The organism is Paraburkholderia diazotrophica (genome assembly GCF_900108945.1).
Lineage (GTDB): Bacteria > Pseudomonadota > Gammaproteobacteria > Burkholderiales > Burkholderiaceae > Paraburkholderia > Paraburkholderia diazotrophica.
This window is the reverse complement of sequence record NZ_FNYE01000028.1, coordinates 32,579-57,045: the sequence shown is the minus strand read 5'-3', so window position 1 is coordinate 57,045 and position 24,467 is coordinate 32,579. Positions and strand designations below refer to the sequence as shown.

Annotated in this window: 13 protein-coding genes; 11 read left to right on the top strand and 2 right to left on the bottom strand. The window is 64.6% G+C overall.

Translation table 11 applies throughout. The features are described 5' to 3' along the window. The first annotated feature begins 122 nt into the window (after positions 1–122). From BMW76_RS27985 to BMW76_RS27940, 10 genes are all read left to right on the top strand, one after another. On the top strand, positions 123–3,572 hold the full coding sequence (locus BMW76_RS27985) for a maltotransferase domain-containing protein (protein ID WP_090871158.1): 3,450 nt from the start codon (positions 123–125) through the stop codon (positions 3,570–3,572). Continuing rightward, positions 3,562–7,017, top strand: a complete 3,456-nt coding sequence (gene treS, locus BMW76_RS27980) for a maltose alpha-D-glucosyltransferase (RefSeq protein WP_090871157.1) — start codon at positions 3,562–3,564, stop codon at positions 7,015–7,017. Before BMW76_RS27985 ends, treS begins: the two co-directional genes overlap by 11 nt. After that, a complete protein-coding gene (glgB, locus tag BMW76_RS27975) occupies positions 7,010–9,235 on the top strand; it encodes a 1,4-alpha-glucan branching protein GlgB (protein WP_090871155.1) in 2,226 nt (741 codons plus the stop codon). Before treS ends, glgB begins: the two co-directional genes overlap by 8 nt. Positions 9,236–10,140: 905 nt before the next feature. Further along, positions 10,141–12,354 (top strand): glycogen debranching protein GlgX, encoded by a 2,214-nt coding sequence (gene glgX / locus BMW76_RS27970; protein ID WP_090871154.1) that lies wholly within the window; start codon positions 10,141–10,143, stop codon positions 12,352–12,354. Between the two features lie 116 nt (positions 12,355–12,470). Further along, positions 12,471–14,432, top strand: a complete 1,962-nt coding sequence (gene treZ, locus BMW76_RS27965) for a malto-oligosyltrehalose trehalohydrolase (protein ID WP_090871228.1) — start codon at positions 12,471–12,473, stop codon at positions 14,430–14,432. A 29-nt stretch (positions 14,433–14,461) separates the two neighbouring features. Beyond that, positions 14,462–16,618, top strand: coding sequence for a 4-alpha-glucanotransferase (malQ, locus tag BMW76_RS27960; RefSeq protein ID WP_177200522.1), 2,157 nt, complete (start codon positions 14,462–14,464; stop codon positions 16,616–16,618). Further along, positions 16,615–19,509: a malto-oligosyltrehalose synthase gene (treY, locus tag BMW76_RS27955; RefSeq protein ID WP_090871150.1), complete on the top strand. Its 2,895-nt coding sequence runs from the start codon at positions 16,615–16,617 to the stop codon at positions 19,507–19,509. The genes malQ and treY overlap by 4 nt, the downstream gene beginning before the upstream one ends. A gap of 232 nt (positions 19,510–19,741) precedes the next feature. Next, complete coding sequence (locus BMW76_RS27950; protein WP_143062339.1) at positions 19,742–20,641, top strand: hypothetical protein; 900 nt, start codon at positions 19,742–19,744, stop codon at positions 20,639–20,641. A gap of 74 nt (positions 20,642–20,715) precedes the next feature. After that, on the top strand, positions 20,716–21,003 hold the full coding sequence (locus BMW76_RS27945; RefSeq protein WP_090871145.1) for a hypothetical protein: 288 nt from the start codon (positions 20,716–20,718) through the stop codon (positions 21,001–21,003). Between the two features lie 68 nt (positions 21,004–21,071). After that, positions 21,072–21,521: an Imm50 family immunity protein gene (locus BMW76_RS27940; protein WP_090871143.1), complete on the top strand. Its 450-nt coding sequence runs from the start codon at positions 21,072–21,074 to the stop codon at positions 21,519–21,521. A 210-nt stretch (positions 21,522–21,731) separates the two neighbouring features. Here the strand turns inward: BMW76_RS27940 and BMW76_RS27935 are convergent, their stop codons facing one another. Together BMW76_RS27935 and BMW76_RS27930 are read right to left on the bottom strand one after the other, a co-directional pair. Then, positions 21,732–23,075, bottom strand: coding sequence for a hemolysin family protein (locus BMW76_RS27935; RefSeq protein ID WP_090871141.1), 1,344 nt, complete (start codon positions 23,073–23,075; stop codon positions 21,732–21,734). Between the two features lie 114 nt (positions 23,076–23,189). Beyond that, positions 23,190–23,990, bottom strand: a complete 801-nt coding sequence (locus tag BMW76_RS27930) for a sensor histidine kinase (protein WP_090871139.1) — start codon at positions 23,988–23,990, stop codon at positions 23,190–23,192. Between the two features lie 127 nt (positions 23,991–24,117). Here BMW76_RS27930 and BMW76_RS27925 point away from each other — a divergent pair, with 127 nt between their 5' ends. After that, a complete protein-coding gene (locus BMW76_RS27925; protein WP_090871137.1) occupies positions 24,118–24,459 on the top strand; it encodes an FKBP-type peptidyl-prolyl cis-trans isomerase in 342 nt (113 codons plus the stop codon). Positions 24,460–24,467 lie beyond the last annotated feature (8 nt).

Here is a 24,467-nt window from a genome sequence, read left to right as displayed (position 1 = left end):
TTGAGCAATACGCGCCGTCGCAGGACGCATCGCGCGGCATCCGGCTCTGAAGCCTAATAGGCGGTCGTGATCGTACGAATGTGCATCCACGCCGCAAAGCAGGACGAATCTGGAAACGACCGATGGAAGCTCCTCACGCTTATGCGCCGCGGATCTACTTTGTTCATTCCCCCCTCGTCGGACGGCTGGATGCGTGGCCCGCGCAGTTCGAACATGCCGCCGCGCTAGGTTTCGATCATGTGCTGATCGGCGGGCTGTTTCAGCCGGGACAGGCGGGGCACGCACAGATCGTCAGCGATCACGCGCGGCTGCATCCCGCTTTCGCCACCGCTCAATCCGCGCCCGACGTGCTGCACCGTCTCGCCGAGTCCGCGAGCCAGCATGGGCTGACATTGCTCGTCGATCTCGTGATCGATCGCGCGGCCGCCGACGGCCAGCTCTACCACCAGCATCGCGACTGGTTTCATCCGTTCGAGCCGGAAGAAGCGCGGCTCGATCCGCGTCATGCGCGCCACGAAGACAACGTCGCGTATGCGAACTTCAGCAACGAGCAGGCCGCCGCGCCGCTGATCGACTGGTGGGCGCATACGCTCGATGCGATCGCGGAAACGGGCATCGGCGGCTTCCGTTTCGATTCGCCGCATCGCGTGCCCGCATTCGCGTGGCGGCGTCTCGAACATGCCGTGCGCTCGTCGCAACATCCGTCGACGCGCTTTCTCGCCGCCACGCCCGGGCTCGCACGCGCGGACATCGCGGCGCTCGAAGGCGTGGGCTTCGATGCCGTGTTCACGTCGTCGCGCTGGTGGGACTTTCGCGCGCCGTGGCTCTTCGACGAGCACGCGGTGCTGATGCGCGTCGGCTCGCCCGTCGCCTTTCCCGAAGCGCCGTACGGCACGCGGCTCGCCGCCGATCTCTCGCACGTGCACGATTCGGCCATCGTCGAGCGCGCGTACCGGCGCGCGCTGCTGACGGCGGCATCGACGGGCACCGGCTGGCTGATGCCGATGGGCTTCGAGTACGGCATCGCCGAGCCGATCTCGCACACGCTCGGCAACCCCAACGAGTACGCGAGCAAGCGCGGCGCGGCGCGCTTCGATCTCTCCGAGCGCGTGCGCCACGCGAACGCCGTTTCCCGCGACACGTGGGCGCTGCAGACAAACGGCGAGCTGCGCGCGCTGTCGGGCCCCGACACGCACGCGACGATCCTGCTGCGCGGCGATCAGCGCGATCTGCGCGACGCGGGCGAAGCCGTGCTGATCGCGATCAATCCCGAGCTCGGCATGCCCGTGCATGTCGATCCCGCGCGCTTTCTCGATGGCGTGCCGGGCAGCTTCACGCGCTTCGTGTCGCTCGGCACGGAGATGCGCAGCGCGCCGCAGCCGCTCGGTTCGTTCACGCTCGCGCCGGGCGCCTGCCGCCTCTTTCGCGCAGTCGCGGAACAGCCCATTCTGCTCGCGCCGCCCATCGACAAGGAGAACACCAAGACCTCGGGGCACAAGAGCGTGCTGGACGCGATCGCGACGTCGCGCGTGGCGATCGAAAGCGTGTCGCCTGCCGTCGATCATGGGCGCTTTCCGGCGAAGCGGATCGTCGGCGAGCGCGTGCCCGTCACGGCGGCCGTGTTCGCGGAAGGCCACGACAAGATCGCGGCCGCCGTCATCTGGCGCGCCGCCGACGAAACGGCATGGCACGAAGTACCGATGACGCCCGCGCAGCCCGCCGGCAACGACATCTGGGAAGCGCGCATTCCGCTCGAACGCATCGGGCGGCACGAGTTCACGGTGATCGCGTGGCGCGACGACTTCGCGTCGCTCGTCGATCACATGCAGAAGAAACTGAAGGCCGATCAACCCGTCGACCTCGAACTCGAAGAGGCGAAACATCTGTTCGCGCTTGCATTGGCCGAAGCGGAAACGGCCGAGGGCTCGCAGCCGCAGCAGCTCGAAGCGATCACTAAAGAGTTCATGAAGGCCGACACGGGCGAACGGCTCGCGATCGTGCTCGCGCCCACGACGACGCAGGCGTTCGCGGCCGCGCGTCACCGGCCGGGACTGTCGCGCGATCCCATCGTCTATCGGATCGACGCGGAACGCGCCCAGGCGCGCTTTGGCAGCTGGTACGAGATCTTCCCGCGCTCGATGAGCGACGACGCGCATCGTCACGGCACGTTCGACGACGTGATCGCGAAGCTGCCGCGCATCCGCGACATGGGCTTCGACGTGCTCTACTTTCCGCCGATCCATCCGATCGGCCTCGCCAATCGCAAGGGGCGCAACAACACGCTGACGGCGAACGCCGACGACGTCGGCAGCCCGTATGCGATCGGCGGCGAAGCGGGCGGCCACGATGCCGTGCATCCGGAGCTCGGCACGCTCGACGACTTCAAGCGGATGCTCGCCGCCGCACACGACGAGGGCCTCGAAATCGCGCTCGATTTCGCGATTCAATGCTCGCCCGATCACCCGTGGCTGAAGCGGCATCCGACATGGTTCGCGTGGCGTCCCGACGGCACGCTGCGTTACGCGGAAAATCCGCCGAAGAAGTATCAGGACATCGTGAACCCGGACTTCTACGCGCGCGACGCGAAGCCCGATTTGTGGATCGCGCTGCGCGACGTGATCCTCTTCTGGATCGATGCGGGCGTGCGCATTTTCCGCGTCGACAATCCGCACACGAAGCCGTTCCCGTTCTGGGAATGGATGATCAACGACGTGCGCTCGCGTCATCCCGATGTGATCTTTCTGTCGGAAGCGTTCACGCGTCCGCGCGTGATGGCGCGGCTTGCAAAGCTCGGCTTCTCGCAGTCGTACACGTACTTCACGTGGCGCGAGTCGAAGCGCGACTTCACCGAGTATCTGACGGAGCTCACGCAGACCAATCTGCGCGAATTCTTCCGGCCGAACTTCTTCGTCAACACGCCGGACATCAACCCGCGCCACTTGCAGGCGCAGGGACGTCCGGGCTTTTTGATCCGCGCCGCGCTCGCGACGATGCTCTCGGGACTCTGGGGCGTCTATAGCGGCTTCGAACTGTGCGAAGCGGCAGCGCTGCCGAACAGCGAAGAGTATCTGGATTCGGAGAAGTATCAGATCCGCGTGTGGGACTGGAATCGGCCCGGCAATATCGTCGGCGAGATCACGGAACTGAACCGTATCCGCCGCACGAATCCGGCGCTGCATACGCATCTGAATCTCACGTTCCTGCCCGCGCACAACGATCACATCCTGTTCTTCGAGAAGGCCACCGAGGCGCGCGACAACGTGATCGTCGTCGCGATCAATCTCGATCCGTACAACGAACAGGGCGCCGATATCGAACTGTCGTGGGCGACGTTCAACCGCTGGGGCCTGCACGATCACGCAGCCATCGACGTGATCGACCAGATGACGGGCGAGCGGTTTCAATGGCATGGCAGATGGCAACACGTGCGGCTCAATCCCGGCTTGCGGCCTTTCTCGATCTGGCGCATTGCGCCGGCGGGCGGCCTGCCGCGCGAGGCGGTCCCCGAAGAAACGGAACCGACCGCCAACGACACCCTGATCAACGAATTGCAGGTGCGATATGAAACGTGACGATCCCGCGGAAAGCACGTCGCAAGCGCATATCACCGATACGACGGCCGCCGTGCCCGAGAAGCCTCGCAAGGCGCGCCGCGGCAAGGTCTCGATGCTCGCCGACGATCCGCTCTGGTACAAGGACGCGATCATTTACCAGGTGCACATCAAGTCGTTCTTCGATGCGAACAACGACGGCGTCGGCGATTTCCCCGGCCTGATCGCGAAGCTCGACTACATCGCGGAACTGGGCGTGAGCGCGATCTGGCTGCTGCCGTTCTATCCGTCGCCGCGCCGCGACGACGGCTACGACATCGCCGACTACAGGAGCGTGCATCCCGATTACGGCTCGATCGGCGACGTCAAGCGCTTCATTCAGGAAGCGCACGCGCGCGGGCTGCGCGTGATCACCGAGCTTGTCATCAACCACACGTCGGATCAGCACCCGTGGTTCCAGCGCGCGCGGCGAGCGAAGCCCGGCTCGAATCATCGCAACTACTACGTGTGGTCCGACACGGACAAGAAGTACGAAGAGACGCGCATCATCTTCATCGACACCGAGCCGTCGAACTGGACGCACGATCCCGTCGCGGGTCAGTACTACTGGCATCGCTTCTATTCGCATCAGCCCGATCTGAACTTCGACAATCCCGCCGTCATGCGCGAAGTGCTGCAGGTGATGCGCTTCTGGCTCGACATGGGCATCGACGGTCTGAGGCTGGACGCCGTGCCGTATCTCGTCGAACGCGAAGGCACGAACAACGAGAATCTGCCGGAGACACACGCGATCCTGAAGAAGATTCGCGCGACCATCGACGCCGAGTACCCGAACCGTATGCTGCTCGCCGAAGCGAACCAGTGGCCGGAGGACGTGCAGGAATACTTCGGCAACGAGGACGAATGCCATATGGCGTTCCACTTCCCGCTGATGCCGCGCATCTACATGTCGATTGCGAGCGAGGACCGCTTCCCGATCACCGACATCATGAAGCAGACGCCGGATCTCGCCGAAACGAACCAGTGGGCGATCTTCCTGCGCAACCACGATGAACTCACGCTCGAAATGGTCACGGACTCCGAGCGCGACTACTTGTGGAACACGTACGCGAGCGACCGGCGCGCGCGGCTGAACCTCGGCATTCGCCGCCGGCTCGCGCCGCTGATGGAGCGCGACCGCCGCCGCATCGAACTGATCAACTCGCTGCTGCTGTCGATGCCGGGCACGCCCGTCATCTATTACGGCGACGAGCTCGGCATGGGCGACAACATCCACCTCGGCGACCGCGACGGCGTGCGCACGCCGATGCAATGGTCGTCCGACAGAAACGGCGGCTTCTCGCGCGCCGATCCCGAACAGCTCGTGCTGCCGCCCGTGATGGGCGCGTTGTATGGGTTCGATGCCGTCAATGTCGAGGCGCAGAGCCGCGATCCGCATTCGCTGCTCAACTGGACGCGCCGCATGCTCTCGACGCGCCGCTCGAAGCACACGTTCGGGCGTGGCACGATCCGCTTCCTGAAGCCGAGCAACCGCAAGATCCTCGCGTATTTGCGCGAACTGCCCGGCGAGCCGCCCATTCTGTGCGTCGCGAATCTGTCGCGCGCGCCGCAGGCAGTCGAGCTGGATCTGTCCGAATTCAACGGCGCAGTACCGATCGAAATGACGGCGGATTCCGTGTTCCCCGCGATCGGCCAGCTGACCTATCTGCTGACGTTCCCGCCATACGGCTTCCTGTGGTTCCTTCTTTGCGAAGGCGGAGGCCGCCCGACATGGAGCCAGCCGCCCTCCGAACCGCTGCCCGATTTCGTGACCATCGTGATCCGCGAAGGGCAAACGGGCCCGACGCCCGAGAACGTGCGGCTGCTCGAATCGGAAGTGCTGCCGTCGTGGCTCGGACGGCGGCGCTGGTTTGCATCGAAGGATCAGAAGATGCATGCCGTGCGGCTCGCCGCGCTCACGACGATTCCGGAAGCGGGCTTTGCGTTCACCGAAATCGAAGCGGATGTCGGCAAGCACACCGAGCGTTACGTGCTGCCGATCGCGATCACCTGGGGCGCCGACACGACGACGCCGCTCTTCATGCAGCTCGCGCTCGCGCGCGTGCGGCGCGGCCGCACGGTCGGCCATCTGACGGATGCGTTCTCGCTGCCGCAATTCGCGTACGGCGTGCTGCGCAAGCTGCGCGAGCGCGCCGCCGTGCCGACCGTGCAGAAGAGCACGATCCACTTCGTACCGACCGACCGTTTCGCGGAGCTCGATCTTGGCGACCAGCCCGAAATCCGCTGGCTCGCGGCCGAGCAGAGCAACAGTTCGCTCGTGATCGCCGACAAGATCGTGCTCAAGCTCGTGCGGCGTCTATTGAAGGGCACGCATCCCGAAGCCGAGATGAGCCGCTATCTGACGCAGCTCGGCTATGCGAACACCGCGCCGCTCTACGGCGAAGTCATGCGCATCGATCCCGAGGACGTGCCGCATACGCTGTGCATCCTGCAAGGCTTCGTCGACAATCAGGGCGATGCATGGAACTGGGCGCTCGACACGCTGCGCCGTTCCGTCGACGAGCTTGCGCTCGCCGTCGAAAGCGGCGATCCGAATCAGGCGAGCCAGGACCGCGTGAACGAGGAAGAGGCGATCAAAGGCTACGCGTCGTATATGGGCATCATCGGCAAGCGGCTGGGCGAACTGCACGTTGCGCTCGCGACGCCCTCCGACAACGCCGCGTTCGCGCCCGAGCCCGCCGACGCGGAACACGTGCAGGCGTGGATCGACGGCACGCAGACGATGCTCGCGGCCGCGCTCGAACTGCTCGAAAAAAACGTCGAGCATCTGACGGAAGACGGCGCGCTGCTCGGACGCAGCATTCTCGATCGCAAGGACAAGCTGGTCGAAGCCGTCGCGAACCTCGTGACGCCGGACGCGCACGCGCTGCGCACGCGCATTCACGGCGACTTCCATCTGGGGCAGGTGCTCGTGTCGCAAGGCGACGCGTTCCTGATCGACTTCGAAGGCGAGCCCGCGCGTGAACTCGAAGAACGCCGCGCGAAGTCGAGTCCGTTGCGCGACGTGGCGGGCCTGTTGCGTTCGCTGTCGTATGCGAGCGCCGCTGCGCAGTCGTCGACGGAAGCCGCGCCGCAAATCACGGCCGACCGCAAGCGCGCCCTCTTCGACCGTTTCCGCCAGGCCGCCGCCGAAACATTCCTCGACGAGTATCGTGCCGCGACGCAAGCCGCGTCGCAGCCGCTCGTCGCGCCGGAGCACGAACAGGCGCTGCTCGACCTGTTCCTGATCGAGAAAGCAGCCTACGAAATCCGCTATGAAGCAGCCAACCGGCCTGCGTGGCTCAGCTTGCCGGTGCGTGGGCTCGCGGCGCTGACGAGCCGTCTGCTCGGCGACACGGGCGCGCCGCCGCAGCCGCCCGACGACCCGTCCACGCCTCCCGCCGCATCGGAGGGTGACTATGAGTGAGCAACACGACGTTCAGCTTGAAGCGGCCGGTCTGCATCGCGTGGACCTGGATGCGCTCGTCGACGCGCGGCATCACGATCCGTTCTCGCAGCTCGGCATGCATCACACGAGCGCCGGCCACGTCGTGCGCGCGATGCAGCCGAACGCGGCGCACGTGTCGGTGATCGCGCGCGACGACGGCAGACTGCTCGGCGAACTGGAGCAACTGCATCCGGGCGGCCTGTTCGCAGGTCCTGTCAGCGAGGCAGTGCCGTATCGCTTGCGGATCGACTGGCATGGTCCCGTTCAGGAAATCGAGGACACGTATTCGTTCGGCCCCGTGCTCGGCGACGAGCCGTTGCAGCGCGTCGCGTGGGGCGATCCGTATGCGGTGCTCGAATGCCTCGGCTCGCGGCCTTACACGATGGACGGCGTGCCGGGCGTGCGCTTCGCCGTGTGGGCGCCGAATGCGCGGCGCGTCTCCGTCGTGGGCGACTTCAATGCGTGGGACGGCCGCCGGCATCCGATGCGGCTGCGGCATCAGGCAGGCGTGTGGGAGCTGTTCGTGCCGCGCATCGGCGCGGGCACGCGCTACAAGTACGAGATGCTGACGCGCGACGGCCACCCGTTGCCGCTGAAGGCCGACCCTTGCGCGATGCAGACGGAGAAGCCGCCCGCGACGGCTTCCGTGGTTGCGCATGTCGATGACGTCGAGCGCTTTGCGTGGACGGACGGCGACTGGATGCAGACGCGCGCGGCGAGGCAGACGGTGCAATCCGCTATCTCGATCTACGAGGTGCATGCCGAGTCGTGGCTGCGTATCGCAGAGGAAGGGCATCGCGGGCTCGACTGGTCCGAGCTCGCGGACCGTCTGATTCCATACGCGAAGGAGATGGGCTTCACGCATATCGAGTTCATGCCGATCGCCGAGCATCCGTTCGGCGGATCGTGGGGTTATCAGCCGTTGTCGCAATTCGCGCCGTCGGCGCGCTTCGGCACGCCGGAGCAGTTCGCGGGCTTCGTGAACCGTGCGCACGAAGCGGGGCTCGGCGTGATACTCGACTGGGTGCCCGCGCACTTTCCGAACGATTCACACGGGCTCGTGCAGTTCGACGGCACCCCGCTCTACGAGCATGCCGATCCGCGCGAGGGCTATCACCAGGACTGGAACACGATGATCTACAACCTCGGACGCAACGAGGTGAGCGCGTTCCTGATTGCATCGGCGCTTGCGTGGCTCAAGCGTTATCACGTCGACGGATTGCGCGTCGATGCCGTGGCGTCGATGCTGTATCGCGACTACTCGCGTGCGGCGGACGAATGGGTGCCGAATATCTATGGCGGCCGCGAGAACCTCGAATCGATTGCGTTCCTGAAGCGGCTGAATCATGAAGTGCAGCATATGCCGGACGTGCATGGCGCGATCACGATTGCGGAGGAGTCGACGGCCTGGCCCGGCGTGACGGCGCGCACGGAGGACGGCGGACTCGGCTTCCAGTTCAAATGGAACATGGGGTGGATGCACGACACGCTGCACTACATGCACGAGGACCCGATCCATCGCCGATGGCATCACCACAACATGACGTTCGCGATGGTGTATGCGTACTCCGAGAAGTTCGTGCTGCCGCTCTCGCATGACGAGGTCGTGCACGGCAAGGGATCGCTGCTCGGCAAGATGCCCGGCGACCGCTGGCAGAAGTTTGCGAATCTGCGAGCGTACTTCGCATTCATGTGGACGCATCCGGGCAAGAAGCTGATGTTCATGGGCGGCGAGTTCGGTCAGATGGCCGAGTTCGATCACGACGGCTCGCCGCATTGGCATCTGCTCGATGACGACTTGCATCACGGCGTGCAGCGGCTGGTGCGCGATCTGAACCGGCTGTATCGAGAGGAGCCTGCGTTGCATCGGCTCGATTCGGAGCCTGGCGGGTTCGAGTGGATCGTCGGCGACGACACCGGGAACTCCGTGTTTGCGTGGCGGCGCGTGGACGGCGCGGGGCGCGAGCTCATCACTGTTTGCAACTTCACGCCGGTGCCGCGGCAGGGATACCGGGTCGGCATGCCGCGTCCGGGGCGTTGGGTCGAAGTCGTGAATACGGATGCGGGTGTTTATGGCGGGTCGAATGTGGGGAATGCCGGTGTGATCTATACGGAAGAGGTGGCGGCGCATGGGCGGCCGCAGTCGGCTTCGTTGGTCTTGCCGCCGTTGGGGACTGTAGTACTGAGAGCAGATTGATTTTTCTCTGCGAGGCTGTTGGTTTGGTTTTGAGGTTCGTTTGTCTGCGACCGCTGTTTCGCTTTGGTGCGCTTTGCCCTTCGCGGGCATCCGCGATGCGTTCGTTTGCTTTGCCCTTCGCGGGCATCCGCGATGCGCCTCGCGGCGCGGGCGTTGCCCCTGTGCGGGGCGGCACTCACTTTCTTTGCCGCCGCAAAGAAAGTAAGCAAAGAAAGCGGGCTCACACCGCCAGTGCTTGACGTTTACCCACGGGCTTTCAACGGCCCCATCCTTCATACGACAGTGTGCTCGCTGATGTTCGTTGCCAACACTCCAGCTAAACGCCTCACCCGCTTCACGCACCTGTGGCACGGCTAAGGATATCGAATGCTTCAGCGCCGCATGTCGGTAGTGAATGAGGTTGCTGTGCCGTGCAGGGCAACGCCCGCACTTGAGCCGCATCGCGTAGCGAGGGTTTCCAATGTGGTGCGAGTGCCTACACACAGTTTGCCGCAAAGGGGCCGGGGATATTCGAAGTCGCGGGCCGTAATTCGGGTGCAGATGCAGGTGAGGCGCTTGATAGTGCGTTGGCAACGCACATGGACCCAGTACGTTGCCGAGCGAAATACGGGGACGTTGAGGGCCCGTGGGTAGAGGTCAAGCACTGGCGGTGTGAGCGGCTTTCTTTTGCCTACTTTTCTTTGCCGCTGCAAAGAAAAGTAGGTGCCGCCCCGCACAGGGGCAACGCCTGCGCCGCGAGGCGCATCGCGGATGCCCGCGATAAGGGCAAGCCAAACGAACGCATACGCGGATGCCGGCAGCAAGCCATAAATACCAAACAAAGCAGTCGCAGACACAAACCGCATCGCGGATGCCCGCGATAAGGGCAAAACAGCACAGCAGTCGCAGATAAAAAAAGGAAAACCATGTCCCATGTACTACCAGACCGACTGTTGCCGGGCAACCCATACCCCCTGGGTTCGAGCTGGGACGGCTTGGGCGTGAACTTCGCGGTCTTCTCCGCGAACGCGCAACGAATCGAGCTGTGCCTGTTCGAGCCGACAGGCCGAAAGGAACTCAAACGCTACGCACTACCCGAATGCACCGACGAGATATGGCACGGCTATCTGCCCCACGCGCACCCAGGCACCGTCTACGCGTTCCGGGCCCACGGCGCCTATCAGCCGCAAAACGGCCATCGCTTCAATCCGCACAAACTGCTGCTCGACCCGTACGCGAGAAAGCTCATCGGTCAGTTCAGATGGTCGGATGCACTCTTCAGCTATCGCGTTCACTCGAACAGAATGGACCTGTCGATCGACCGGCGAGACTCGGCGCCCGCCATGCCGAAGTGCGTCGTCGTCGACGAAGCGTTCGACTGGTCCCACGACAAACGCCCCAACGTGCCGTGGAACGAAACCGTCATCTACGAAACGCACGTGCGCGGCGCATCGATGCTGCGCAAGGACCTGCGCGCGCCCGAGCGCGGCAGCTTCGCCGCGCTCGCGTCGCCGGAATTCATCGAGCACTTGCTCAAGCTCGGCGTCACCGCCGTCGAACTGCTGCCCGTCCACGCGTTTCTCAACGACCGCTTTCTCGTCGAACGCGGACTGCGCAATTACTGGGGCTACAACACAGCTGCATTCTTCGCGCCGGAGCCGTCGTATCTGTCCGCGCACCGGCTCGACGAAATGCGCATCGCCGTCCGTCAACTGCACGCGGCAGGAATCGAGGTGATACTCGACGTCGTCTACAACCACACGTGCGAAGGCAATGAAATGGGCCCCACGGTGTCGTGGCGCGGACTCGACAATGCCAGCTACTATCGCCTCATACCCGGCGACGAACGGCATCACATCAACGACACGGGCTGCGGCAACACGCTCAACCTGCCTCATCCGCGCGTGCTGCAAATGGTGATGGACTCGCTGCGCTACTGGTCGACAGCCTTCAATATCGACGGCTTCCGTTTCGATCTCGGCGTCACGCTCGGACGCGAGCACTCGGGTTTCGATCCCGGCTCGGGCTTCTTCGACGCGTTGCGCCAGGACCCCATCCTGTCGCAGCGCAAGCTGATTTCCGAGCCATGGGACATCGGCCCCGGCGGCTATCAGCTCGGCAATCATCCGCCCGGCTTCGCCGAATGGAACGACCGTTTCCGCGATTCCGTGCGCCGCTTCTGGCGCGGCGACGCCGGCATGCGGCCGGATCTCGCCGCACGTCTGACGGGCTCCGCGGATCTCTTCAACCGGCGCTTTCGCAAGCCGACGGCATCGATCAACTTCGTCGCATCGCACGACGGCTACACGCTCGCCGATCTCGTCTCGTACACGCAAAAGCACAACGAGATGAACGGCGAGCACAACAACGACGGCCACAACGAAAACTGCAGCTCGAACTGGGGCATCGAGGGCCCGACCGACGATCCCGCCATCGCCGAAACGCGCGAACGCGTCGCGCGCTCGCTGATCGCGACGCTCTTCATCGCGCTCGGCACGCCGATGATGCTCGCCGGCGACGAAATGGGCCGCACCCAGCGCGGCAACAACAACGCGTACTGCCAGGACAACGAAATTTCGTGGATGGACTGGGAACGCGCAGCGCTTCCGCACGGGCGCAAAATGACCGCGTTCTTTGCGCGCATGATCGCGTTGCGCAAGCAGCACCCGCTGTTGCGCGAAAACCGCTTTCTGTTCGGCGATCGCGAAGTGCTGCCCGGCCTTTACGACGTCGGCTGGTTCGACGAACAGGGCGAAGCGCTCACGATCGAAGCATGGCAGGACCCCGAAGGCCGCGCGTTTACGCTGCGGCGCGCGGGCCCGGGCCTGAACGAAGAAACGGAAGTATTGTTGATGATGTTGAACGCGTCGGCGGCGGCCGTGCGCTTCACGCCGCCTCCGCCGCACCTGGAATGGCACGTGCTCATCGATACATCTGACCCGCAAGCGCCGCCCGCTCCCCTCGCGGCGCCCGATCTGGAAGTCGCGGCGCACAGCATGGTCGTGCTCGCGGCGCAGCCAACGGGCGACGCGGACTGGCAGGCGAGCTGGCGCGCGGGCGCGCAATACGGTCCGCGTCTGTTGACCGCGTTGCCGCCGGACCCCGGCACGTCGATGCCGGACCCCGAGCCATCCGAATGAAGGCACGAATGAACGCACGCACGAATGCACGAACGCACGAATGAACACGCGAACGGGCCCGTCAATGAGCACACGAATGCGCTCATCGATGAGCACGCCGATGAATGGTGACAATCATGCATGAACGTCCGATCGACCCTCACGCGCATCATCACGCGCACTGCCTGCCGTTCGGCGCGCAGCTGCTCGGTGCGGCGAGCGCGAAACCGCGCACGCGCTTCAGGCTGTGGGCGCCGTCGTGCGCGAACGTGCAGGTGATGATCGAAAGCGGCCCCGCGAAGGGCCCGCTCGACATGAACGCGACAGGCAACGGCTGGTTCGAGACGGAAGCAGAATGCGGCGCGGGCACGCTCTATCGCTACAAGCTCGACGGCGCGCTGCTGGTGCCCGACCCCGCGTCGCGCTTCCAGCCGCAGGACGTGCACGGCCCGAGCGAAGTGATCGACCCGCGCGCCTACCACTGGCAGCACACGCACTGGAGCGGGCGCCCGTGGGAAGAAACGGTGCTGTATGAGTTGCACGTCGGCACGCTGGGCGGCTACGCGGGCGTGATGAAGCGGCTGCCCGAGATTGCCGCGCTCGGCGTCACCGCAATCGAGCTGATGCCGCTCAACGACTTTCCGGGCCAGCGCAACTGGGGCTACGACGGCGTGCTGCCGTATGCGCCCGATTCCGCGTATGGCCGCCCCGACGATCTGAAGGCGCTGATCGACGCCGCGCACGGACTCGGCCTCGCCGTCTTCCTCGACGTGGTCTACAACCACTTCGGGCCGGACGGCAATTATTTGCAGCAGTATGCGAAGCCCTTCTTCCGCGAAGGCACGCACACGCCGTGGGGCCCCGCGATCGACTTCGAGCGCAGCGAAGTGAGCGAGTTCTTCAGCGATAACGCGCTCTACTGGCTCAACGAATATCGGATCGACGGCCTGCGCCTCGACGCCGTGCATGCGATCGACAACGACGCGTGGCTGCGCGGTTTCGCCGATCACGTGCGCGCGCATATGCAGCACGGGCGTCACGTGCATCTCGTGCTCGAAAACGAGCGCAATACGGCGAACCTGCTCGACACGCACTTCACCGCGCAATGGAACGACGACGCGCACAACACGCTGCACGTGCTGCTGACGGGCGAACACGAAGGCTATTACGCCGCTTACGCCGATCAGCCGATCCACAAGCTCGCGCGGATACTCGGCAGCGGCTTCGGCTATCAGGGCGATCCTTCGCCGATTCATCACGGCAAGGCGCGCGGCCAGCCGAGCGGCCATCTGCCGCCCACGTCGTTCGTGATGTTCCTGCAGAACCACGATCAGATCGGCAATCGCGCGATGGGCGAGCGTCTGCGCGCGCTGTGCGCCGACGACGTGCTGCTCGCCGCGACGGGTCTGCTGCTGCTGTCGCCGCAAATTCCGCTGCTGTTCATGGACGAAGAGTACGGCTCGAAGCAGCCGTTCCTGTTCTTCACCGACTACACGGGCGATCTCGCGAACGCGGTGCGCGAAGGACGCCGTAAGGAATTCGCGCGCTTCACGGCGTTCGCCGACGAAAAGCGCCGCGCGCTGATCCCCGATCCGAACGATCCGCAGACGTTCGCGAAGTCGTCGCCGCCCGCCACGCGCCGCAACGAGACGCCCGACGACAAGGAAGCGTTCGAATGGATGCACTTCTACAAGTCGGCGCTGGCCGTGCGCGCGAAGCTGATCGCGCCGCGCCTGCAGCGCGCGAAGCCGCTCGGCGCGGCCGTGCTGAAGGCGAACGACGGACACGATGCGAACGCGCTCGTTGCGCGCTGGACGCTCGATGACGGCGAGACGCTGTCGGTCGCATTGAATCTCGCCAACGAAGCGGTGCGGCTCGAAACACAGCCCGAGGGCATGGTGATCTTCGAGACGCCGCCGCGCGTGCGCGATCGCGTCGATGCGGGCGAGCTGCCGTCGAATGCGTTCGTTGCGTGGCTGACGGGAAACGTCAGCGAGTACGCGGTCGGTCACGACGCGCGCAAGAACGCCGACGCCAGCTACGCGGCATGGGACCAGAGTGAGGCGCTAAAGCGCCAACTCTGGTCGACACAGGAGTGACACGCTTGACCACTACCCGACGCCCCGGTATGCCCGTCGACAGCCTCGCCGCGCGTGCAGGCTTCGAGGTCGAATGGGAAGACGCGCATCGCAGGAAACAGCGCGTGCCCGACAGCACGCTCGCCGCGCTGCTCGAGCGGATGGGCCTGCCGTGCGCAACCGCTACCCAGGTCCGCCAGAGCACGGCCGCGCTCGAAGCCGAACTGTCCGGCCGCAAGCTGCCGCCGCTGATGACGGTCGAATGCGGACGCGGCATCGCGTTGCCCGCCGCCGCGATCAAGTCGGGCAGCCACTACCGGATCGAACTGGAAAGCGGCTCGCTGATCGACGGCCGCTTCACGGCGCCCAAGGGCGAATCGGCGCTGCTCTCGCCAATCGACGAGCCCGGCTATCACACGCTCGTGCTCAACGATCACCGGATGACGCTCGCGGTCGCGCCCGCGCGCTGCTACACCGTCGCCGATGCGTGGCACGCAATGCACGGCGACGACGCCAACCCGCCGCCGCTGTGGGGCATCGCCGCGCAGATCTACGGCTTGCGCCGGATCGGCGACGGCGGCATCGGCGACTACACGGCCCTCGCGACGCTGGCGATCGAAAGCGCGAAACGCGGCGCGCATGCGCTCGCGATCAGCCCGACACACGCGATGTTCAGCGCGCTGCCGCAAAGCTTCAGTCCGTATTCGCCGTCGTCGCGTCTGTGGCTGAACGTCACGCATATCGATCCCGCCGCCGTGTTCGGCGCGCAGGCCGCGCAAGCCGCGCTCGATGCAGCAGGTGCCGCCGACGCCTGGACGCAACTCGAACCGCTGCCGCTAATCGACTGGAAGACGGCGATCCCGTTGAAGCTCAAGGTGTTGCGCGTGCTGTTCGAGCGCTTCTGCGCAAATGACCGCGCGCAGGACCTGCCGCGCGCGCTTGAATTTCACGGCTTCTGCGAGCGCGGCGGCCGCGCGCTCGAAGACCACGCGCGCTTCGAAGCGTTGCATGCGTTTCAGTTGCAGCACACAGGCGTTGGCTACTGGCGCAAATGGGCCGAGCCGCTGCAGGACCCGCGCAGCCCCGAAGTCGAGGCGTTCGCGAACGAGCATCGGCATGAAGTCGAGTTCCATCTGTTCCTGCAATGGCTCGCTGCGAAGGGCCTGTCGCACGCGCAACACGCGGCGCGCGACGCGGGCATGTCCGTCGGACTGATCGCTGATCTCGCCGTCGGCTGCGACAGCGCGGGCTCTCACGCATGGTCGTATCGCGACGACATGTTGCAAGGCGTCTCCGTCGGCGCGCCGCCCGATCTGTTCAACCAGGCGGGCCAGGCGTGGGGACTCACTACGTTCTCGCCGCGCGCGATGCGCAACCAGGGCTTCTCGGCGTTCATCGACATGCTGCGCACCGCGCTCGCTTACGCGGGCGGCATCCGCATCGATCACATCCTCGGCTTGCGGCGGCTGTGGCTCGTGCCCGAAGGCGAGTCCGCGAAGAACGGCGCGTATCTGCGCTATCCGCTCGAAGACATGCTGCGGCTGATCGCACTCGAATCGTGGCGGCATCGCGCGATCGTGATCGGCGAGGACCTGGGCACCGTGCCGCCCGGATTGCGCGAGCGTCTGACGGAGCACGGGCTCGCGGGCATCCGCGTGCTGTGGTTCGAGCGCACGAAGGATGGCAGCGGCTTCAAGTCGCCCGCCGAGTGGGACCGCGATGCCGTCGCGACGACGACCACGCACGATCTGCCGACTATTACCGGCTGGTGGCGCGGCGAAGACATCGTGTGGCGCCATCGCGTCGGGCAGACGGCGCCGCGCGCCGATGGCCGCGACCCGGTCGCGCTCGCGCAGGCGGAACGCGCCGACGACCGCGCCGCGTTGTGGCAGGCGTTCCAGCAGGCGGGCATCGCGCCGCATGATGTCGCTGCGCCGCCGCCCGACGATGCGCCCGTCGACGAAGCGCTCGCGTTCGTCGCCGTGACGCCGTCGCCGCTCGTCACGTATCCGCTCGAAGACCTGCTCGGTCTTGCGGATCAGCCGAATCTGCCCGGCTCGATCGACGAGCATCCGAACTGGCGCCGCCGCGTAATGCAGCCCGTCGAAGCGCTCTTCGCCGACGAAACGTTTTGCGACCGCCTGCTCGCGATCGAGCGGGCACGCACCGATCCAACCTCAGCATCTTCGTTGTCCGATACGCCATGACTGTCCCGCGCGCCACGCTTCGACTTCAGTTCCATCGCGGCTTCACATTCGACGATGCGCTCGCGCGCGTCGACTACTTCGCCACGCTCGGCGTGAGCCACTTGTACGCATCGCCCGTCACGACGGCGACGCCCGGCTCGATGCACGGCTACGACACCGTCGACTACGGCCAGGTCAGCGCCGAATGCGGCGGCGAAAACGGCCTGCGGCGCCTTGCCGACAAGCTGCACGAACGCGGCATGGGCCTGATCGTCGACATCGTGCCGAACCACATGGGCGTGAGCCGGCACAACGCGTGGTGGCAGGACATCCTCGAATGGGGCCGGCACAGCGCCCATGCGCGCTACTTCGACGTCGACTGGCACTCGCCCGATCCCGCGCTGCGCGGCAAGGTGCTGATGCCCGTGCTCGGCTCGGCTTACGGCGAAGAGCTGACGGCAGGGCGCATCGCACTGCGCTTCGATGCTGATAGCGGCCGCTTCGATATCGCGTACGGCGAGCACGCGTGCCCCGTGTGTCCCGTCGATTACGCGGCGATTTTGCAGTCCGCGGATCGCGCCGATCTGAGCGCGCTCGCCGAGCGCTTCGCTCCCGTGACGACGCAGCCCGCCGATCAGCCTCGCGCCATCGAAGGCCGCGAAGCGCTCGTCGAGTTCGTGCGGCAGAACGGCGCGTCGGCGATCGAGTTCGTGCTCGAAACATATTCGCCGCACGAGCCCGTCACGCGCGACCGACTGCACCGGCTGATCGAGCGGCAGCATTTCCGGCTCGCATGGTGGCGCACGGCATCGGACGAAGTGAACTGGCGGCGCTTCTTCGATATCAGCTCGCTCGCGGCCGTGCGCGTCGAGCGCCCCGAAGTATTCGACGCCGTGCACGCGCTGATCTTCCGGCTGTATGCGGAAGGCGTGATCGACGGCGTGCGCGTCGACCATGTCGATGGGCTCGCCGAGCCGCGCGAATACACGCAGCGTCTGCGCCAGCGGCTCTCGGAGCTGCGCGAGGGCACGACGCCGTATATCGTCGTCGAAAAGATTCTCGGACGCGGCGAGACGCTGCGCGACGACTGGCCCGTCGACGGCACGACGGGCTATGACTTCATGAACGACGTCGGCGCGCTGCTGCACGATCCGGCGGGCGCCGCGCCGCTCGCGAACGCGTGGGCCGAACTGAGCGGCCGCCCCGCGAACTTCGCCGACGAAGCGCTGCCCGCGCGCCGCCAGATACTCGCCGAAAATCTGCCCGCCGAACTGGACCGCGCGGCGCGCGCGCTGCATCGGATTGCACGCGACAACCTCGCCACACGCGACTTCACGTACACCGCGATTCGCCGCGTGACGAACGAACTCGCGGCGCACTTCCCCGTGTATCGCATCTATCCGCAAAACGGCTTGCGCAGCAGCGCCGACAACGCATACTTCGACATCGCGCTCGACGCCGCGAAGCAAACGCTGTCGCGCGCCGATCATGGCGTGCTGGCGCAGGTCGATGCGTGGCTCGGCAGCGGCACGGACGAGAGCGGCAACGGACGTTCGACTTCGCTGCAGCAGTCGCAGTCTGCACAGTCGCAGCAGTCCTCGCAAGCGCAGCAAGCGCAGCAAGCGCAGCAAGCGCAGCAGAGCAATCCTGGTGCGTTCAATCACACGGCGTCGGCGCGCCGCACGGTGCAGACGCTGTTCTCGCAACTGACGGCGCCCGTCGCCGCGAAGGCGATCGAAGATACCGCCTGCTATCGCTATGGTCGTCTGCTGTCGCGCTGCGAGGTGGGCGCCGATCCGGGCGAGTTCGCGCTGTCGATCGAGCAGTTTCATGCGGGCAATCAGGAGCGCGCGCGGCGCTTTCCTCATGCGATGCTCGCGACGGCCACGCACGATCACAAGCGCGGTGAGGACATGCGCGCGCGGCTCGCCGTGGTGAGCGAAATCGCGGACGAGTGGATCGCGACGCTGCGCGCGTGGACGACGCTGAACACGCCGCATCGTCGCGCGCTGAACGGCAATGACGACGACTGGGCGCCCGGTCCCGCCGCCGAGGCGATGCTGTATCAGACGCTGGTCGGCTGCTGGCCGCCTGGCTTGTCACCCGACGACGACAAGGGCATCAAGGCGCTCGCCGAACGCGTCGCGCAATGGCAACTGAAGGCGCTGCGCGAAGCGAAGTTGCGCACGACATGGCTCGCGCCCGATGAAGCGTTCGAGAACGGCTGCCGCGAGTTCCTGTTCGACATCCTCGCGCCGCAGCGCCGCGATGGCTTTCTGCGCGAGCTGTGTGCGTTCGTTGCGCGTATCGGCCGCGCGGGTGTCGTGAACAGCTTGCAGCAGACGGTGCTGCGTCTTGCGTCGCCGGGCGTGCCCGATCTCTATCAGGGCACGGAGCTATGGGACTTCAGTCTCGTCGATCCCGACAACCGCCGGCCCGTCGATTTCGCGCAACGGCAAGCGATGCTGGCGGATGCGCCGCCCTCCGCCTATCTCGCGAACTGGCGCGATGGCCGCGTGAAGCTCGCCATCATCCAGCGCATGCTCGCGTTGCGCATGCAGATACCGGAGCTGCTCAGCAAGGGCACCTATCTGCCGCTGACGGTGCAAGGTCGGCATGCGGACCGCGTGATCGCGTTCGCGCGGCGTCACGGCAACTGCTGGGCAGTGGTGATCGCTACGCGTCTGTCGACCGCGCTGCTCGACGCAGACAACGACGTGCCGCTCGTCGATCCGATCAGTTGGGAGGACACGGCAGCGCAGATGCCCGAAGAACTCTTTGCGCGCGCGCTGTTCGACTGGGTGAGCCCGGCCGCGCCGAAGGTGGAGGACACGGGGCTGCTCTATCTGCGCGATGCGCTGACGACGATGCCCGTTGCCGTGCTCGTCGAGGATGGGGTGCCGCGTGTGTGAGCGCGGACGCGGCGAACGACGTGTATGGACGGCAATGTCTAAAGTCTGGAATCTGTGGTGACGATGAAAGCCCTTCCGAGGGCTTTCATTTTGTGGGTCTTCGCGTCTCGCGGTTGCGCGTGCAAATAGCACATGAACTGACGAGGGTTACGCGCGCCTTCACGCAATATGACAACTGCCCTGAATGCCATCGCCAGGATTGACGGGAACAATCACTGCGATGGAGGGAGTCGTGCGTATAAGCTACAACAGCCTTCACGTCCCGCTGGATATCGGAACGTGGCAATGCACGCTCGTGCTCGCCAGGGAGTTCTACAGTCTTTCCGGTGGATACTGGGACGCCTTTGACGACTGGGACAAGCTCCGGGAGCGAGAGCGCCAGATCGAGGACGACAGACGCGCCTTCGAAAGGTATGTTCGGCCCAACTACGACTTCAGATCGCTGATGCGCACTGACATCGACGCGATCCGCTCGTTTCTGCGCGATCACCTGAACGTCGTCCGCTGGAACCTACCGGCCGACAACGCCGGCATCGAGCGCGCGCTCAAACAGGCTGTCCGCGACGGACTGCTTGTGCCCGTCATCAACCGCGAATGGCGCTCGCTTCCGATGACGTTTCGGCCTACGCCCGCGCCGCTACGGTGGCCGTCGGCGTCAGGCGGTGGCGGATTCGGCAGCAGTGGTGGCACGGTGTGGGCCGCCTTCAGGAATGCAGGGCCGGGGCCTTTGATATGGGAAGGCGAGCCGGTCCTGAGGGGGCCATACGATCCTTCTACACAGGAGGCACAGTTGAAGGCCGCGCGCGCCGCGATGGCTGCCAGTGCTGGCTGTAGTGACGGCGGGTTCAACCTGCTGGATGTAGCAGAAGCAATGGCTGTAGCTACACTCCGTGGTGATTCGGCTGAGGATGAATGCAGTGACGACGCGCTCGTCGAAAACATGGTCGATAGCAGCGGCAACACGTCGACGCCGCTGGGAGATGCGCAGCCGTTCGAACCTGGCGACTCAGCGGACAGCGATAATGTGTTGACGATGGCAGCGCGCGGAGTCAGCGAAGAGCAGGAGGGAGAATGCTTCGCTGCCTACGAACGAGATGGAACAGTGCAGCGTGAGACGTGCCCTGCTTGGTAGCAAAAACTATCGAGATTACATGCAGTGCACCCAAGACGCTTTCACCAACTACCAGGCATGCCGAGGATACTGAAATGACCAAATACCCTGCCGCGATGATCACGTTTTACGACGAGGAAACACAAACCTTCAAGACATGCGTTACGCTCAGAAGCCGTGTCCAGACTGCAATTGATCGCGCAGTCGTCCATACCGTAGAGCCAGAATCGCAGAACGAGCCTATTACAGACGAACACGCCCGTCTCCTTGGAGCGATGGCCTTTCTCCAATTCGCGGCCGGTAATCCCGAATTGCGCTCACGCCTTCAAACCACAACGAAGGAACCGATGAACTGGTCGCCTGTGAAACGACCCGCAGAATGACTCGTCGGCGGATCGAAGGGGATGGAACGGGCCGCAAAATTCAGCATGATGAACAGCCAGAATAAAACATGGGGTTGGCAGCATGCAAAAAAAACAATAGTTTGCTGATTAAAATATTCGGGGAGTACCCGTCATTTCATGATTCAGCCGTTAGAACATTTTGCATGCAGCGAAAGAGACGATCGTTTGAAAGTGTGGAAGGCAAGCCTTTACCGAATGGTCGCTCGCGCGATCTGCTTGATCTTGAGCTTGAAGTGCTGCATAACCGATATGGACCGCTTCGCAGCGACGGGAGTCCCGACTACTTGGTTGTGCTGGAATTTCTGGATATTAGGAGCTCCGAAATCGACGTAAACGCCATGCTCGAAGAAGCATCGATAATGGATATTTCCTTGTCCAAAGAGCCGAATGGCTTAATCAAGCTTGATCTCATGCCTAATATTGGCCTGGACATACGCTTGACTTGCAAAGAGGTTGTGGTCAGTTCTATCCGGCCTTATCTTCGCGGCGAACCTTAACCGTATTCGCCCGCGTCATCGTGCCAGTAAGACCAACGGGTGCTGCCCTAACCGATAGAAGTCGGCTCGGGCAGCTTGTTAGCCACCACGACGAAGGGGCAGTTCTTACGGACCATGTCCGCTTTCTTCAAGGTTCTGTAAGGTGACCCGATCAGGCGGCGAGCATTTGTGCTCTTCGCATGAAATGCGGCTCGTGGCAAGCTCCCGAAGCTACCCGCCTTCATCATCGAACGTCTTCGGATAGACGCGCACCAGCACTATCCGCGGGCCCTTCATCTTCTTCACGACGACATCGAAGCGGTCGAATTCGATCCGCTGCCCTTCTTCCGGCAAATCGCTGAGCGCATTGATCACGAGGCCGCCGACGGATTCGGCGCGGCCTTCGTCGATGTCGATGCCCAGCGCGCGCTCCAGCGACACCACGGGCAAGCTGCCCTTGCCCATCAGCGTGCCGTCGTCCATGCGCGTCCAGTCGGCGTCGCCTTGACGGAACTCGTCGTGAATCTGGCCGACCAGCGCGCCCAGCAGATTGTCGAGTGTGAGAAAGCCGATCGGCTTCGCGTTCTTCTGCCCGACGAGCGCGAGATGCGGCGCGCCCTTGCGAAAGCGCCGGAACAGTTCGAGCGCGGGCATGTTGGGCTTCACGTACTGCACGGGACGCACGTAGTGCGACAGGTCGTCGAACGTGCTGCCCGCGTGACGCGCGAGCAGCAGGTCCTTCAGATGTATCGTGCCCGCGACGCGCTCGCCCGTTGCATCTTCGAGCAACGGATAGCGGCTGAAACGATGGCGCGCGACGATCTGCATGTTCTCCCTCCACGGCAGATCGCGGCGCAGGCTCACGAGCTCATGCGCGGGCCGCATCAGGTCGGATACCGTCATGCGCGAGAAGTCGAGCGAGTGCGCGATCGTGTTCCATTCGTCCTGCGAATAGGCGTCCTTCGGCGCGTCGAGTCCGTTCGCGACGCTCGCGCGGCGGCCACGCAGGATCAGCTTGAGTTCTTCCGTCGAGTAGTGCGTGTCGCCGCCGTGATCGTCAGACAGTCCCGCGACGCGCAGCACGGTATTCGCGCTCGTGTTGAGCAGCCAGATCGCGGGATACATCGCCCAGTAGAAACCGTACAGCGGTATCGCGACCCACAGCGCAATTTGCTCGGACTGGCGGATCGCGAGCGACTTCGGCGCCAGCTCGCCGACGACGATGTGCAGAAACGAAATGCACGAGAACGCGAAGAACAGCGAGATGCCGTGTATCAGCTGCTCGGACTCGATGCCGAGCAAGTGGAACAGCGGGTTGAGCAGTTCCGCGAAAGCAGGCTCGCCGATCCAGCCGAGGCCCAGCGACGCAAGCGTGATGCCCAGCTGGCACGCCGACAGATACGCATCCAGCCGCCCGTGCACTTTCGCGAGCAGCTTGCCGCGCAAGCCGTGCTTCTCCGCGAGTGTTTGGACGCGCGTCTGCCGCAGCTTCACGAGACCGAATTCGGCGGCGACAAAGAAACCGTTGAGGGCAACGAGCAACAACGCGCCAATAAGCGCGACGACCTGGATCAAAGCGGAGAACTCCGGCAACAAAAGCCGTCAGTATAGAGCGCGAAAGGCGTGTGAAAGAGCGTGTCGCGCACCGATTGGCCATCCGGCCAGGTCATCGGTGCGTCGCGTGTGCCGTCATGCGCCCGCGAGCGGCACGCGCAGTCTGAGCGTCGACGGCTGGCCGTCGACCCATTCACCCTGGTCGAATGCGCCGTCGTGCGCTTCGGCGACGCGCTTGCACAAGCTCAATACCCACGAGATGCGGCCGGCTTCGCGCGGGTGCGCCGCTTGCTCGCGCGCGAATTTTTCGAGCACGTGCGGCAGCCCGGCATCCGTCAACGCGGCGGGCGCGTGCGGCCATGTGACGGTGGCCTCGAATGTCGACGCATCGACGCGCGCAGCGAGCGCGACCGTCGCGCCCCTCGCGCTCGCTTCGACGGCAAACGTGACGAGCAGCCACAGCGCGGCAGCGAGCCGCTCGCGATCGCCATCCAGTTGCTGCGCATCGATCGACGTATCGAGTTCGAGCGCGACGTTGCGTTGCGCAGCGAGCGCGCCGCGCACGTCGCCGATCGTTTCGTCCATCAGCGGCCGCAACGCGAACGGCGCGCGATTCAACGCGAGCGTTCGCGTTTCGGCGCGCGTCGTATCGACGATCGATTCGAGCAGCTTCACCTGCTGATCGACGCCGTTGCGGATTCCTTCGAGCGCGCGTTGCGCGGTGGCGTCGTTCGTGTCGATCTTGCGGTCCAGCACGTACGCCCAGCTATGAATCGCGTTCAACGGGCTGCGCAGATCATGAGAGACGAGGGAGAGCACATGATCGCGCATGAAGAGCGCTGTTTCGGCGCAGCGTCGCGCGGTGCGATCGGCGGTGGCATGCATCCCCTCGTTGCTGCCGGAAGAAGACGGTGTAGACGTGGTCACGATCGACATCCTCGTTGGCGGTTCGCCATCGGTTGCAGTCTGGTCATTATAGGCTCAGGCCGTTCGGACGATCCTCGCGACAGCACGCCGACACGCCTACAATAACGGTTTCGAACGATTATCAAAGGAGCATCGCATGACCACTGTCACCACCGCCTCGGGCCTCAAGTACGAAGACCTGAAGGAAGGCACGGGCGCCGAAGCGAAGGCTGGCCAGACCGTCAGCGTGCACTACACCGGCTGGCTCACGGACGGCCAGAAGTTCGATTCGAGCAAGGACCGCAATGACCCGTTCGCGTTCGTGCTCGGCGGCGGCATGGTCATCAAGGGCTGGGACGAAGGCGTGCAGGGCATGAAGGTCGGCGGCGTGCGCAAGCTGACCATCCCGCCGCAACTCGGCTACGGCGTGCGCGGTGCCGGCGGCGTGATTCCGCCGAATGCAACGCTCGTGTTCGAAGTCGAATTGCTCGACATCTGAGCGTTTCT